Consider the following 13,514-nt stretch of genomic DNA (forward strand, 5'->3'; position numbering starts at 1 on the left):
GCGGGTCAGGCGCTACTTTCGAAACACGCCCTAGGACCTCGGCTCGCCGTGCCGGGCCCCGTCCATCAGGATCAGCTCGGCTTCGGCCTGGGACACGGGACTTCCCTGATAGGTCAGGGAATCCGTTCCTCCGCGCACTTTCTTCGACAGTTTGGCCCAGTTCGTTATTGCCTCTTCGAAAGGCTGGGTCTCTTTTCTGGCGACTCCTGGAAGGTTCATCGGGAGGGGGGTCGACTGACTCCATCCACTTGACCACAACCCCAGGAAATTCCGATAGAACCCATCGAACCGGGCCATCTCCGCCGTCATCCTGGCAAGCGTATGGAATGCCTTTTCCGCCTTTGCCAGGTCCTTCTCGTCCGGGGCTTTACCTGAACGCTCCTCCGCCTTCACCACCTTGAACAGATAAGTATGGAGGACTTTCAGCTGGGCCGTCAGCTCCGCCTGCCCCAGCTTGACTTTCGAGACTTCTGTGCCATAACTGATCGAAATGGTGCCATTTCCGCTCCGCCTTGTCTCCTGGGGGACCACACCCCCTTCGGCGGCAAAGTATCTGCTTTCACCATTGTGATCGATCGCCCACCCCTGAAGGTAAAGATCCTCCTTCTGGAAATAGAGCTTGACCACAAGACTTCCCTCGTCCTCGGGCAGCTGGAAATCGACCCGAAAGAGGCGCTCATCGAATTTCTGCCTTGCGTTGTACTGACTGAATCTTTTACGCAGGAATAAGATCATGCTGTTGAAGCGAGCCCTGACAGGCACTTCCATGTCGCATTTATGTATGTCCTCGCCGCCGAGGGTCATTGCGCCCTCCCCCTCCCGCCCCACCGGTCCGCCACAGGCTCGCGGCCTCTCGGCGGGCAGCGCAAGCCCGCCGCTCAGGTGGACGGGAGTTTTCAGACATGCGCGGAGCGTGAGGCTTGCGCCAAAGGTTTTCGCCGGGTCCGATTCCCCGGACGGAAGCGAAAAGGCCGCGAGGCCGGCGCCGGGGGAGGGAGGCGAACCACCGATTCCGATTGCCCGGTGCCCGTGCGGGCCAAGGGCTCCGTACCCGTATCCGCCCTTGTTTCTCCTTCTCGCGGTCGGGTCGGCCGCGTCCGTCTCGCCGCGGGTTTTCCTCTCGCGGAGTGACTCCGGTGGGTCGGCTCCTACGGCATGACCCGCCCGGCGGTGCCCAGGCCCCAGGCCGCGCCGGTGCCGCACGGGAAACGTTTCGAAATCCCGGGAAGTGGCCGAACGGCGGTCCTTGTCCCCGCTCCTTGAATCTTGTTCAGCCGGATTGGAGTGAGCGGACTCGCTCAGCAGGCGGCGAGCCGCATGGCGCGCGTCAGGTCCCGGCGGTACGACCATTCCTCTTTGGGTGACGTTCGGAGGACACCTCGAAAGAATTCGATCGCACCCATACGCAACTCGCTCTGGAATTCCGCCCTTGCCACCACGGCGGAGCGCGGCATGTCAACCCCGCCCACCCCGATCAATATGCGACCGCCGGACATGGACCTCATGCGGACGGTATACGGGCGCTCGGGATAACTCAGCAGGGCTTCGTCGTTCCGCTCCAAGTCCTCCAATGCGGCAACGAAAAACGACCAGAGAGCATCGATGGTGTCAGTCATATCCCGGTCGAGCAGTTTCACGCCGTCCGCCTTGAGTTCGACCAGCCCATGAATATATGCATCCCGGGAAAATTCGCCATTAAAATCCTCGATGGCTACCGGACGCCCCATTGAATCAAAAACGTGCGATCGAACACATATAGCCACAATGATCCCTGATTTTGAGTTACTGATCAGAAATTTCTTAACGTTGCACCAAATAATGTACTCCTGGGGGCGGAGAGTCAGCTGGTGCTCTGAGCGGGAGGGGTCGCCGGGTTTGCGGGGAGGGCGGACGACATGCGACGACTTCCGACGACGGAGATCCGCCCCACAGGATCTTGAGCCCAGGCATTGATGTCGGAGGGCGACGATGGAACAGCCGCGGATACGCCTCGGCAGCGATGATGCGTGGCTGGAACTGGCTCGGGCCGGTGGAGCAGTTGGCAGATCACCGCAGACTGGAGCTCCTGCCTGACTGCTGACTTCGCCGTGGATCTCAGCGCTGCGGAGGCTGCGGACTTCGCAGCGAGGATGCTCTCTCACCTGCGCACTCCGTCGGGTGTGCGCTTTTCGGCGGCGGTGACTTCGGGCCGCGACAATCCGCTGACGCTGAACGCGGAGCCAGTCGGGGACGGTTTTGCCTTCTTCGTGCGCCTGACCCCCAACGGCGACGACACCGTCTGTCACTTGCAGATGGAGATCGATCCGATCGCCACGTCGGAACTCCGTGAGGCGTTCAACGCGCTGCACACGGCGCTGGCGGTGTGACCGCCCGGAGCGTTTTGGTCAGGCCGCGGTCGTGCGTGGGCGTCCGGGGTGGAGTTGGCGATGGTGAACTGCCTCAGCGGTCCGAAGCGCGCCTCGATCGGGTTCGCCCACGAGGCGTAGGCCGGGGTCTTGAGACGGCCCGCTCCAGCAGGGCGAAGTGCGGATAGCATCCGCCGTCAGACTGGAGGAACTGGCCGGGCGTATCCCGAAATGTGCTTTGTCCAGCCCCTCCTCCCAACTCAATCACATGGAAGGGAACAACCCCTGTGAGCGTTATCGGCTCCGGCGGGCGGGTCCTGCCTGCCCGTCCAGGCGACCCGAAGAAGGTGGGCCCCTACCGGATCATCGGCCGTCTCGGCTCGGGTGGTATGGGAACCGTCCATGCCGCGCTGGACCCGCAGGGTGCGCGGGTCGCGGTGAAGGTGATCCACCCGGCGCAGGCCGAAGACCTTGAGTTCCGGGCCCGGTTTCGCCGCGAAGCCGCCTTATCCTCCCGTGTCACGGGCCCCTGTCTGATACCGCTGCTGGCGGCTGATCCGGAGGCAGCGGCCCCGTGGCTGGCTACCGCGTACGCACCGGGTCCGACCTTGAACCAGCACCTGACCGCTCACGGTCCCCTCGCCGGCGGCGGCCTCTACGCCTTCGCGACCGGCACAGTCCAAGCATTGGCCGCGATCCACCAAGCCGGTGTGGTGCACCGGGACGTGAAGCCGCAGAACGTCATCCTCACCCCCGCCGGTCCCCGTGTTCTGGACTTCGGCATCGCGCACGCTGCCGACGGCACCTCCGTCACTCGCACCGGCGTGATGACCGGAACACCGGGTTGGATCAGCCCCGAGCACTACCGCACGGGCACCGCCGGACCAGCCGGAGACATGTTCGCCTGGGGCGCGCTCGTCGCGTACGCCGCCACCGGAAGGTTCCCGTTCGGCACCGGAGCCCCGGACGTGGTCGCGTACCGCGTCATGTCCGAAGCCCCCGACCTCGACCGTCTCCCTGAAACGCTGCGGGAGATCGTGGAGCAGGCTCTCGCCAAGGACCCCGACGCGCGGCCGACCGCCCAAGAGGCCGCCGAGAAGTGCGCCGGCCTGCTGGCCGCCCAGGCCACGCAAGTTCTCCCGGCGTTGGCCAGGATGGAGCCGACGCTGGTCGGCGACCTCATCGAGGCTGAGTGGGAGATGCCCACCTTGGACGATCCCACGTGGTACGTCCCTCGCCTGTCGTCCCGGAAGCGCACGGTCATCGCCGTCATCACCGCCGCGGCCGTCATCGGCGGCATCGCAGGGGGCACCCTCGCCTTCCCCTCGAAGGGCGGCAGCGCGGGCAGGACCACGACGGCCAGGCCCACACTGCCGGTCAGCGCCAGCCCCTACCCGGTCAGCGCCGACCCCCACCCCACCTCGGTCGCGCAGTCCACCGGCACTCCAACGGCCCGGTCGGTCCAAGACGCGCTCGCCTCGGTGCCCAACCCGGCCTACACCCGCTCCGACGACGAGACCCAGCCGGAGCCTGGTGAGTGGGCGATGAGCACCCGCGCTGAGACCTCGGAGGAGAAGGCCGCAGCGCAGGAGATTCGGGACCTCGCCAAAGCGATGCTCGCTACCAAAGGCTGGGAGGAGACGATTCCTGAAGTCAGCTTCGACCGCGAGGCGCAAACCGTGGTGGTCACCGCCGGTCCCATTCCGCAGATACCTGAAGATCACCAGGACGTGTTCCGTCGCGTGGGAGAGATGGCCGCCTGCACGGTCAACTCCCGCCGCCTGAGAGATCAGCCTGCTGCGTGGCCGTACGGGCGGTTCTCTGTGTACTGGCTGTACGGAGAGCAGGGAGGCGACGAGTCGATCCTCGGATTCGGGGACGCCGCCGACGGCTGCACCCGCGAGATCGCCGGAAGATGGCAGGGTGACGATTTCGGCCTGGCAACCGCCGGAATCCCGAGCAGCGACAAGGAGGAAATCCGCGTCGCAGACGCCACCGTGAAGTTCCTGTATGGCGCGTGGGATGCCAGGGCCGCCGACGCGGGGTTGGAACCTCTCGGTACAGGCACCGTCCAGCTCGGGTTCGACCCGGTGGAACAGGCGATGTACGTGTGGGCGCACGAGGACGGCTACGGGCCGCTCGGAGGCCGCGCACAGCAGTCCCACCTGACCGATGTGGTGGAGAAGACCGGCTGCGAGAAGCTGCTTGCCGAGGCGAATGCGAACAGCGGGTGGCGGTATACCCGCTACGTCGTCGCCATGTACTGGGGGAACAACGGCGAGACGCAGATCATCGACTCGGGAAGCTGCCTCAAGGACTGAGCCCCCGCACCTTGCTTGCGAAGGACTCGTACCAGGAAACGCACCTGCTTTGGCCTTGCCGTCCACTGCTGCGTCAGAACCGAGTCGCTGACCCTTGCCGGATGCCGCCCGCATCGAATGGATCAACAACGGGTGTGCCGCCCACCCGTCCAACGAGACCGCGGCGGTGGGCCTTTGCCGAGATGCCACGTCAGAGAGGTGGAGGTGCCCAGAGCGGTCCGGCCTGTACGCAAGAGCGTGCTCAGATGAGGCAGCCGATCGGCCGAGCTGACCGGGGCGGTCCTCGTGCTATCCCATGAAGGGATCTTCAAGCGTCGGGATGCATGGCGACAGCAGGGGCTCGGTGTGCTGGGTCACGCTTCCGCGGGCCAGCCTCAGGACGCGGACCTCGTTGCCATGGGCGGGATCTTCGTCGTCGCGCAGGTGGAGGAGGCCGTAGGAGCCCGGAGCGATCGTGCCGACATGGCTGAACAGGTCGAGGATCTCGGGTGAGGTGCGGTGGTTGGAGAAGCCTCCCATGTGGAGGAAGGGCTCGCCGTTCATCCATCGGAGGTCGAGAAGGTAGGGGCCGGCGATCTGCTGGATGTGGTGCTGGAGACTCTCGACGATGTCCGCCAGCCGGCCGTCGTCCTCGTCGTCCGCGGCACTGTCACGGATGGTGATCCAGCCGTGGTATTCGAACATAGCGGGAGCCTATCGGCGCGTCACGGAGCGCGGCCAAGTGTGGGCCTTGGACGTCGTTTCTCTGGTGTGATGGAGGCTGTCGGGGCTATGCGTCGGTCCATCCCGCGGTGTTTGAGTAGGACTCGTAGGAGTAGCGGGTGTTGCGGTCCCACTCTTCACCCGTGATGCGCCTGTACGCCTCGTCCGGCACGTAGAGCAGGCTCTCTGCCCAGATGAGGTCTCGGACGTAGGGAGTGAACAGTTGCGGATCACGGATCAGTGCTTCGTAGGCGTCACGGCCGGCTGCCACGACCGCTGCGCGGGTGTACAGGAAGCTGTCGCTCGACAGGTCGTGCCCGTACTCCTTGCGGTCCAGTCGGTAGAGCGCCCACGACAGCTCTTCGGCGAATCCGATGACCGTCGCCGGCGGGCCGGCTGAGAGACGGCTTGTCAGTGCCGCTGCCAGTTGTTCGGCATCCGGGTCGGGCGTTGACGAGGTGCAGTCGTCGATGAGCTGCCAGAAGGCGTTCTCGTTCATGCCGCAGAGCATGACGGATGGCTGTGACAGTGACCGGGCGGCGCCTGCTCGTCGCTCGTGGCGTCATCGTTTGTAGAATTTTGGTGGCTGATGGTGGCCGATGACCAGTTGCGTCAGGCTCGCTCGGTGACGTGGAACTCCATCCACTCGACGCCTGGGACGGCGGAGCGAGAGCCTGCGTTCGAGGCCGCGACACCTTCGAACTCGTTGCCTGGTCCTGGAGTTCCGAGGCTCCAGGGTGTCGCTGTCCTCCATGCGTACTGAAGAGTGGCGAGGAGTGCGGTCTCGGGGTGGAGCACTGAAGTGGGGAGACCAGCCGCATCTCGGCAAGCTCGGGGGACTTCCAGTACCGCTCGTAGCTCTCGATCTGAACGGCGCCGTCCAACTGAGTCCCAAGTCGCCTGGCCACACGCTCGGCACCGCGGCGGTCGGTAGCGCGCACGTGACAGCGCCACCAGATCGTTTCGAACATGCGAGAGACCATAGGCGTGTCACGCGTGGGAAGCTGCTTCATTTCATGAGGCGGCGGTGGCGGATGAGGGCTGCCTCTATGCCGGCGAAGGCGAGGAAGTTTTCGGCCTTGTGTTCGTAGCGGCGGTGGTGACGGCGGCAGCCAGCCAGGACACCGTCCTCTCGACCACGCACCGATGACGGCCGAGACGGGCAGGGTTGGAGCATTGGTCTACGCCAAGCCGCCCCTGTCCCTGTATCCTCATCCGTGGCCAGCGGCACACAATCCCCCCACCCCGGTTGCGTGCTGGCACGGGCTGACGCCCATGCAACTCCGCCCCAAGCAGCTGGGTTCCCCCCATTCGCCGCCTCCAGGAGGGTCACGGTGAAAGTTCGCACCAGAAGCTCGGCGATCATCGGCACCATCTGTCTCGTTGCTTCCCTCACCTTAGCCACGGCGTTCGCAGACGAGCCCGCCGCCCCACGTCAGGCGGCGGAGGTCACGCTTGAGCAAGTGGCCACAGCTCAGAATCCGATCGCCGGCGCGGCCGGGCCCGGTGACACGGTCTGGATAGCCGAACGCGCGGGCACCGTACGGGTCCTGGACGAGGACGGGCTCGGTGAGCCCGTCCTCGACATATCCGACGAGACCACCACCGACGGCGAACGCGGCCTGCTGGGCATCGCGTTCGACAAGGAGTTCGCGCACTTCTACATCTCGTTCACGGACCTCGAAGGCACCAGCACCGTAGACGAGTTCGCCGTGCAGTACGGCAGCATCCAGCCGGAGACCCGGCGCACCGTCATCACCCAGACGCAGCCGTACTCCAACCACAACGGCGGCGACATCAAGATCGGCCCCGACGGCTATCTCTACATCGCGCTCGGCGACGGCGGTTCGGGCGGCGACCCGCACGGCAACGGGCAGAACCTCGACACACTGCTCGGCAAGCTGCTGCGGATCGATCCGAGCGGCGGCGAGCCGTACGCGATCCCGCCGGACAACCCGTTCGTGGACGACCCGAACGCGAAGGACGAGATCTGGGCGTACGGGCTGCGCAACCCGTGGCGCTTCTCCTTCGACGCGGGCACGGGCGACCTGCTGATCGGCGATGTCGGCCAGACCGCCTGGGAGGAGATCGACTGGGCCCCGGCGGACAGCGACGGCGGCGAGAACTACGGCTGGTCCGGGATGGAGGGCAACCATCCCTTCCGGGGCGGTACGGAGCCCGCGAACCATGTGCCGCCGGTCCACGAGTACGACCGTAACGGGCTGGGCTGCTCGGTCACCGGCGGATACGTCTACCGCGGCGACGCGATCCCGGACCTCAAGGGGCAGTACGTGTTCAGCGACTACTGCGACGGCACCGTCCGTACTCTGCAAATAGAGAACGGCGAGGTGACCGGAGAGAGCGACCTCGGAGTCAACGGCGGCGAGGTCATCTCATTCGTGGAGGGCGGTGACGGCGAGCTGTACGTGCTCGCCATCGGCGGCAGCGTCTTCCGTATCGACCCGGCGTAACCACCACCACTGCTGGATGAAGGAACCACAGGTCAGGCCCGGTGCTGAGAGATCAGCACCGGGCCTGATCCGCGTCGCGGCAAGCGTCGGCACGTGTCGGCGAGCGTCGGCACGCGTCGGCCCCTGTCGGTAGGTTCGATTTGCGGACTCACCTCTCTGCGTTACCGTTGCGGGGTGAGTCGAAAAAGCGAACCAACGAACCTGGGAGCGCCCCGGGTGTGCTCCATCGCTGACGCACTTGACGTCGTGGGCGAGCGCTGGACGCTGCTCGTGCTGCGCGAGCTGGGCTTCGGCGTCCACCGGTTCAACGACATCCAGACCAACACCGGCGCCCCGCGGGAGACGCTCGTGCTGCGCCTGCGCAAGCTCGAAGACGCCGGGCTCATCGAGCGCCGTCAGTACTCGGAGCGCCCGCCCCGCGACGAGTACCTGCTCACCGCCGCCGGCAAGGACCTCTCACCCGTCCTCCGCTCCCTGCGGCAGTGGGGCGAACGCCACGTGACGCCGGTACTCCGCACTTCCTGAGCGGCCCGCCCGCCCGCCGTCAGTGCCGTCGCGCGGGGTCCGGCGTACGGCCTCGGCCTTCAGCCGGTGCTCGCTGGTCCGCCGTGATCGCCGGGGGATTGTCGGTGGCGGGTGCGATGCTGCTTGTCATGGATGAACTGCTGCGGCGGCGACGGGTGTACGGAGCCGACCACGACGATCCGGATCCGGGGCCCCGGCCGGGACATGTCTACCGGGAGCTGGTCGCCGGGCCGCTGGACGGTCTGCTGCTGGATGTCACAGGCTGGAGCGAACGACGGCTCCGGGAGGGCGCCGCACTCGACACCGAGATCGGCTCGTACGGATCCGGCGGCCATGCCCTGTACGGACCCAGACCCACCGACCCCGACCGCTGGGACTGGCAGGGCGACACCCCCTGACCGTGCCGCCCCGATCGTGCTGCCCGTGCTGCCCGTACTGCCCGTACGACCTGTCGTGCGGGGCAGTCGTACGGGCTGTGGTCCCTCTCGTCGTCCCCATGCCGTCCCTCCGCCATTGCCCTGCCATCCCTCTGCCGGGCCCCCGGCGCGGTCGGCGCGGTCGGCGGGCCCGGGTCAGCAGGGCTGTCTCCACGTGTCGAGGCTCAGGTTCTTGCGCATGGAGGAGAACCCCAGACGGCGGGTCTCCGCGCAGAACTCCCCGTTGGGCAGCGCGTATTCGACATGGAGGACGGCCTTTCCGGCCCGCACGAAGGGGGTGAGCAGTGCGCACTCGTCGTACTGCGCGCACTCCTCGTTCACGGCGAAGTCGAAGGTGCCCACGAGCGCGGGCACCTGCGGCAGATCGTTCTTCAGACCGACCGACATGCCTCGCTGGTGCGCGATCCGGGCGATCATACGGTTGTAGGCGAGCTGATGGGCGGCGCGGAGCGGGAATCCGGTGTCATTGAGATAGCCGTCGAGCAGATCGGGCTCGACGGCGTCGAAGCCCTTAGCACGGCACATGTCGAAGCGCTTCTCCATCAGCGGACCGAGGATGTCCAGCCGCCGGATGTCGAGCCAGCGCTCACCGTCCCAGCCGTTGGCCCGGCCGAGCACGGAGGCGGGGAAGGCAGCGCGGTCCGGACGGAAATCCTCCCAGGCACCGGCGTTGATGTAGCAGATGACCTTCCGCCCGTCCCGGTGGAGGCGCGCGACATCGGCGGCGGTGTTCTCGAATCCGTCGATGTCGTACACGGGCACATCGGGTCCGGGATCCACACGCCCGTCGAGCTGCCATTGCCAGGGAGTGCCGGGCCGGGGCGACCAGCGCTCCGCCGGAGTCCGCCGCTCGCCGTCCGCCGAGCAGCCGTTCACGAGCAGGAGAAGCACAAGGAGCACGGAACCCACCAGGACGTTTCGGGGAAGTCCCGTCCGACTCACGACGCCCGCCTCACAATGCCGCGCACTCGCGCACGCGCCGCGTTGTGCGAGTCGTCCAAGTACACGCGGTTCATCGACCACACCGATCCTCCGCCTCGCGATGCTCCCCCCCCCGCCGGGCGCGAGGAGGACGGGTCATGGTGCCTCCCCGAGCAGAGAGAACGGGGGAGCCGCCCACGGATTGGGCAGTTCCCCCGCGACCGGGCAGGAGACGGCCGCGCCACGCTCCCGGGCGGTGCGTACGGCGAGACGGGTCAGGGCGGGCGGCACGCCGTACACGAGATGGCAGAACCGCTCCGGCGGATAGCGGGAGGTCCAGCGCGGACGGACGAAGGAGGACAGATAGGTCGTCCAGTGCCCCTCGAACGTGACGACCAGATCGGCGGTACGGGCATAGCCGCGCGCCGGATGGACACCGGGGTTGAGGACGACCGTGGCCGCTCCCCGGCGCCGTGCGGCACGGACCAGCCGGCGGCAGCGGCGCAGATCCGCGGCCCCGGCGGGCGCGCGGTCCAGGAAGCAGCCGTCGACGCCGTACCACTCACGGTGGCGGTCGAGATCGTCCCGTACGGCGGTGCCCGGCCGCTCCCCGTAGTCGAGATCGACATATCCGAGGACGCGTGTGCCCGCCTCCCGCAGAGCGCGCGCGGCGGTGACGAAGGACGGATCGGGTGAGTCTCCGGGCCCGTCAGCGGGATTGAGCACCACACCATGGATACGGCCGGCCGCCGAGGCCAGCAGACGCCAGGCGGCCGGATCCTCGGCGGGATGGATGTAGAGCGGTACGAGCAGGGTCATCGGACCCGGTCCCCGGCCGGGGCCGCCGCCGGCCCGCCGCGCGCGGAGGCCCACAGGGCGGTGAGGGAGTCCTCCAGCGTGTACCGGGGAACCCAGCCGAGCGACGCGGCGGCGGCGGTGATGTCCGAACACTGCCAGGGCACGTCCGAGGAGCGCGGCGAACCGTCCCGCGTCTCCTCGACCCGTCCGCGGAAGCCGGCCGCCCGTACCAGACCGTGCACCAGCTCACGGACCGGCAGGGCCCGTCCGCCGCCGATGTTCAGTACGGGAGGCAGCGGCCCCGGCGCGGTGGTGGCCAGGACGACCGCGCGGGCGATGTCCCGTACGTCCACGAAGTCACGGTACGCCGAGAGATCGCCGAGACGGACAACGGCGCCGGGATCTCCGCCCGCCTGCCGGAACTGCTCGACGATACGGCCGGGCAGTCCGGCCGGCGGAGCCCCCGGCCCGACCGGGTTGCCCACGCGCAGGACGACGGAGTCCAGCCCGGAGGCGGTGACAGCGATGGTGCCCGCGAGCTTGGTGGCGCCGTAGGGTCCCGTCGGGCGGGTGGGGGACTCCTCGGTGACCAGCTCACCGTGCGCGCTCGGACCGTACTCGGCGGCGGACCCGAGGTGAACCAGCCGGGCACCGGGGGCCGCCGTACGCAGCGCCGCGCAGAGCACCGCCGGTCCCCGGGCGTTGACCTCGGCGAGTGTCACCGCGTCACCACCGACGGCTCCCGCGCAGTTGACGACCGCGTCCGGGGCGAACGAGGCGATCCGCTCCGCCAGTTGGCCGGGGCTGATGGCGGCGAGGTCGAGTGCGGGCCCCGGGACGGTGGCCCGGCCGCCGCCGAGCAGCCGCACGCCGGGCAGGGCGCGAAGCTGTTCGGCGGCGTGTCCGCCCAGGTATCCGGTGAGGCCCAGGACGAGGATGCGCATGGAGTGCTCAGGCTCCCTTGAGCAGGAGGGATTGGTAGGTGGTGAACTCGGCGTTGGCACGGTCGTAGTCGTCGGGGCGGCCGATGTCGAGCCAGTATCCGTCGAATTCGTAGGCGTGCGGTGGATTGCTCGATCTCAGCAGGTCGAGGACGAGTTCGTCGAAGCCGAGCGGCAGCCCGGGTGTGTAGGCGTCGAGGGTCTCCCGGCTGAGTCCGTACGCCCCCATCGAGACCCGGTAGTCCACGCTGGGCTTCTCGGTGAAGCCGACGACCCGTCCGGCGTCCGTGGTCAGGACGCCGAAGTCGATGTGCACCTTGCGCGCGTAGGTGGTGATCGTCAGGGGCGCGCCGGAACTCCGGTGGCGCAGCAGGACATCGCGGTAGTCGAGGTCGGTGAGGATGTCGCCGTTCATCACCAGGAAGGTCTCGGGCAGCCGGTCCCGCATCGTCAGGAGCGGGCCCATGGTGCCCAGCGGGCTCTCCTCGCTGGAGTAGTCCACATGGAGTCCCCAGCGGGAGCCGTTGCCGACATAGGCGCGGATGATCTGTCCCAGATGACCGATGGCGAGGGTGCAACTGGTGAATCCGGCGGCGGCGAGCTGGCGGAGGACGATCTCCAGAATCGCGTGCTGGTCGCCGATCGGCACCAGGGGTTTGGGCAGTGCCGTGGTGTAAGGGCGTAACCGGACGCCCTTGCCTCCGGCGAGGATCACTGCGTGCATGGGATGTCTCCCTTGTCTGGGGGCGGCCGGCGGCGGCCACCGGTGAGGGTTGTCGTCCGGAGTGGTGTGCGAGACGGACGTGTGAAGCGGGCGTGTGAAACGGACGTACGGGACGGGTCCGGGAAGCGGGCGTGTGAAATCGGCGTACGGGACGGGTGTACGAGACGGGTGTACGGAGTGCCGGGCGGAGCCGTGTACGGGACAGGGGCAGGGCCAGGGCCAGGGTCAGGGGCAGCGTCAGACGTTGTAGATCCCGGCCTTGTAGCGGGCGAGGCTCGCGGGATCCCTGAAGAAGTCGGCGGTACGGGCCAGTCCGCTCTCCAGGTCGTGCTCCGGCGCCCAGCCGGTGGCCGCACGCAGCCGGCCGGCGTCCGCGACCAGACGCATGACCTCGGAGTCGGCGGGGCGGATACGCCGCTCGTCCTCCCGTACGGCCAGTTCGGCGTCCATGACCTTGCCGATCAGCCGGACCAGATCACCGATCGAGATCTCGTCCCCCGTCCCCGCGTTGAAGGTCCGGCCCACGACGGCGGCGGCCGGGGCTGTCCCCACCGCCAGAAAGGCACGGACGGTGTCGGACACGAAGGTGAAGTCGCGGGTGGGGCGCAGATCTCCGAGTGTGACGGTCCGTGAACCGGCGGCGACCTGACCGATGACGGTGGGAATCACGGCCCGCATGGACTGACGTGGACCATAGGTGTTGAACGGACGCAGCACGACCACCGGAGTGCCGAAACTCGCGTGGTAGCTGTCGGCGAGCCGGTCACCGCCCGCCTTGGAGGCCGCGTACGGGGACTGGGTGTGGATGGGATGGTCCTCCGTGATGGGCACGGTGCGCGCGGTGCCGTACGTCTCGCTGGTGGAGGTGTGCACCAGCCGGGGCGTGCCCAGGGCGCGGACCGTCTCCAGCACATTGAGCGTGCCGGTCACATTGGTGTCCACGTAACTGTGCGGTGCCTGGTACGAGTAGGGGATCGCGATGAGCGCGGCCAGGTGGTACACGGTCTCGGCGCCCTCGGCCAGCGCCCGTACGGAGCCCGGGTCACGGACGTCTCCGAGCACGATCTCCACCTGGTCGAGGACATCGGGCGGAAGGCCGTCCAGCCAGCCGTAGGAGGAGAACGAGTTGTACTGCACCATGGCCCGGACCCGGTGTCCGGACGCCACGAGCGCCTCGGTCAGATGTGAGCCGATGAAGCCCTCGGCTCCGGTGACGGCTACGAGCGGTACGGAAGTCAACGGGTGTCTCCTCGCGTTGTCTGCGGTGGTGGACGTGGTCGTGGACGTGGTCGTGGACGGTGGGGGAGGGCGGTGGAGTCCCGGCCTCGG

14 protein-coding genes are annotated in these 13,514 nt (G+C 67.6%); 5 read left to right on the top strand and 9 right to left on the bottom strand.

Annotated features, from left to right (window positions below):
* Positions 1 to 30: 30 nt before the first annotated feature.
* A complete protein-coding gene (locus ACWGDX_RS33425) occupies positions 31 to 804 on the bottom strand; it encodes a ribosome-inactivating family protein (RefSeq protein ID WP_453631722.1) in 774 nt (257 codons plus the stop codon).
* 494 nt (positions 805 to 1,298) lie between these two features.
* Complete coding sequence (locus ACWGDX_RS33430; RefSeq protein WP_453631723.1) at positions 1,299 to 1,727, bottom strand: hypothetical protein; 429 nt, start codon at positions 1,725 to 1,727, stop codon at positions 1,299 to 1,301.
* Between the two features lie 402 nt (positions 1,728 to 2,129).
* Between ACWGDX_RS33430 and ACWGDX_RS33435 the strand changes: the two genes are divergently transcribed.
* Both ACWGDX_RS33435 and ACWGDX_RS33440 read left to right on the top strand, forming a co-directional pair.
* Entirely contained in the window at positions 2,130 to 2,366 is a 237-nt protein-coding gene (locus ACWGDX_RS33435) for a hypothetical protein (RefSeq protein ID WP_453631785.1), read from the top strand.
* A 266-nt stretch (positions 2,367 to 2,632) separates the two neighbouring features.
* Complete coding sequence (locus tag ACWGDX_RS33440; protein WP_453631725.1) at positions 2,633 to 4,666, top strand: serine/threonine-protein kinase; 2,034 nt, start codon at positions 2,633 to 2,635, stop codon at positions 4,664 to 4,666.
* Between the two features lie 288 nt (positions 4,667 to 4,954).
* Here ACWGDX_RS33440 and ACWGDX_RS33445 read toward each other — a convergent pair whose 3' ends face one another.
* Positions 4,955 to 5,350, bottom strand: coding sequence for an Imm7 family immunity protein (locus tag ACWGDX_RS33445; RefSeq protein ID WP_453631727.1), 396 nt, complete (start codon positions 5,348 to 5,350; stop codon positions 4,955 to 4,957).
* Positions 5,351 to 5,435: 85 nt separating this feature from the next.
* Complete coding sequence (locus tag ACWGDX_RS33450; protein ID WP_383032668.1) at positions 5,436 to 5,867, bottom strand: DUF4240 domain-containing protein; 432 nt, start codon at positions 5,865 to 5,867, stop codon at positions 5,436 to 5,438.
* 835 nt (positions 5,868 to 6,702) lie between these two features.
* Here ACWGDX_RS33450 and ACWGDX_RS33455 point away from each other — a divergent pair.
* From ACWGDX_RS33455 to ACWGDX_RS33465, 3 genes are all read left to right on the top strand, one after another.
* Complete coding sequence (locus ACWGDX_RS33455; RefSeq protein WP_453631729.1) at positions 6,703 to 7,839, top strand: PQQ-dependent sugar dehydrogenase; 1,137 nt, start codon at positions 6,703 to 6,705, stop codon at positions 7,837 to 7,839.
* 216 nt (positions 7,840 to 8,055) lie between these two features.
* The gene (locus tag ACWGDX_RS33460) at positions 8,056 to 8,364 is read left to right on the top strand and encodes a winged helix-turn-helix transcriptional regulator (RefSeq protein WP_453631731.1); all 309 of its coding nucleotides are present in this window, start codon (positions 8,056 to 8,058) and stop codon (positions 8,362 to 8,364) included.
* A 128-nt stretch (positions 8,365 to 8,492) separates the two neighbouring features.
* Positions 8,493 to 8,762: a hypothetical protein gene (locus ACWGDX_RS33465; protein ID WP_363083595.1), complete on the top strand. Its 270-nt coding sequence runs from the start codon at positions 8,493 to 8,495 to the stop codon at positions 8,760 to 8,762.
* Positions 8,763 to 8,936: 174 nt separating this feature from the next.
* Here ACWGDX_RS33465 and ACWGDX_RS33470 read toward each other — a convergent pair whose 3' ends face one another.
* The 5 genes from ACWGDX_RS33470 to ACWGDX_RS33490 form a co-directional block, all read right to left on the bottom strand.
* The gene (locus ACWGDX_RS33470) at positions 8,937 to 9,692 is read right to left on the bottom strand and encodes an endo alpha-1,4 polygalactosaminidase (protein ID WP_453631781.1); all 756 of its coding nucleotides are present in this window, start codon (positions 9,690 to 9,692) and stop codon (positions 8,937 to 8,939) included.
* A 186-nt stretch (positions 9,693 to 9,878) separates the two neighbouring features.
* The gene (locus ACWGDX_RS33475) at positions 9,879 to 10,541 is read right to left on the bottom strand and encodes a spherulation-specific family 4 protein (protein WP_453631733.1); all 663 of its coding nucleotides are present in this window, start codon (positions 10,539 to 10,541) and stop codon (positions 9,879 to 9,881) included.
* Entirely contained in the window at positions 10,538 to 11,464 is a 927-nt protein-coding gene (locus ACWGDX_RS33480) for an NAD-dependent epimerase/dehydratase family protein (protein ID WP_453631735.1), read from the bottom strand. The genes ACWGDX_RS33475 and ACWGDX_RS33480 overlap by 4 nt, the downstream gene beginning before the upstream one ends.
* Before the next feature lie 7 nt (positions 11,465 to 11,471).
* The gene (locus ACWGDX_RS33485; RefSeq protein WP_453631737.1) at positions 11,472 to 12,185 is read right to left on the bottom strand and encodes a nucleotidyltransferase family protein; all 714 of its coding nucleotides are present in this window, start codon (positions 12,183 to 12,185) and stop codon (positions 11,472 to 11,474) included.
* Positions 12,186 to 12,422: 237 nt separating this feature from the next.
* Entirely contained in the window at positions 12,423 to 13,424 is a 1,002-nt protein-coding gene (locus ACWGDX_RS33490; protein ID WP_365901071.1) for a GDP-mannose 4,6-dehydratase, read from the bottom strand.
* Between the last annotated feature and the right edge of the window lie 90 nt (positions 13,425 to 13,514).

The organism is Streptomyces sp. NPDC055025 (assembly GCF_053608565.1).

Bases quoted from the DNA above. Each gene is read 5' to 3' on its own strand.
- ACWGDX_RS33465 (WP_363083595.1), top strand. From the start codon at position 8,493: ATGGATGAACTGCTGCGGCGGCGACGGGTGTACGGAGCCGACCACGAC.
- ACWGDX_RS33485 (WP_453631737.1), bottom strand. From the start codon at position 12,185: ATGCACGCAGTGATCCTCGCCGGAGGCAAGGGCGTCCGGTTACGCCCT.
- ACWGDX_RS33435 (WP_453631785.1), top strand. From the start codon at position 2,130: ATGCTCTCTCACCTGCGCACTCCGTCGGGTGTGCGCTTTTCGGCGGCG.
- ACWGDX_RS33475 (WP_453631733.1), bottom strand. From the start codon at position 10,541: ATGACCCTGCTCGTACCGCTCTACATCCATCCCGCCGAGGATCCGGCC.
- ACWGDX_RS33450 (WP_383032668.1), bottom strand. From the start codon at position 5,867: ATGAACGAGAACGCCTTCTGGCAGCTCATCGACGACTGCACCTCGTCA.
- ACWGDX_RS33430 (WP_453631723.1), bottom strand. From the start codon at position 1,727: ATGGGGCGTCCGGTAGCCATCGAGGATTTTAATGGCGAATTTTCCCGG.
- ACWGDX_RS33445 (WP_453631727.1), bottom strand. From the start codon at position 5,350: ATGTTCGAATACCACGGCTGGATCACCATCCGTGACAGTGCCGCGGAC.
- ACWGDX_RS33480 (WP_453631735.1), bottom strand. From the start codon at position 11,464: ATGCGCATCCTCGTCCTGGGCCTCACCGGATACCTGGGCGGACACGCC.
- ACWGDX_RS33425 (WP_453631722.1), bottom strand. From the start codon at position 804: ATGACCCTCGGCGGCGAGGACATACATAAATGCGACATGGAAGTGCCT.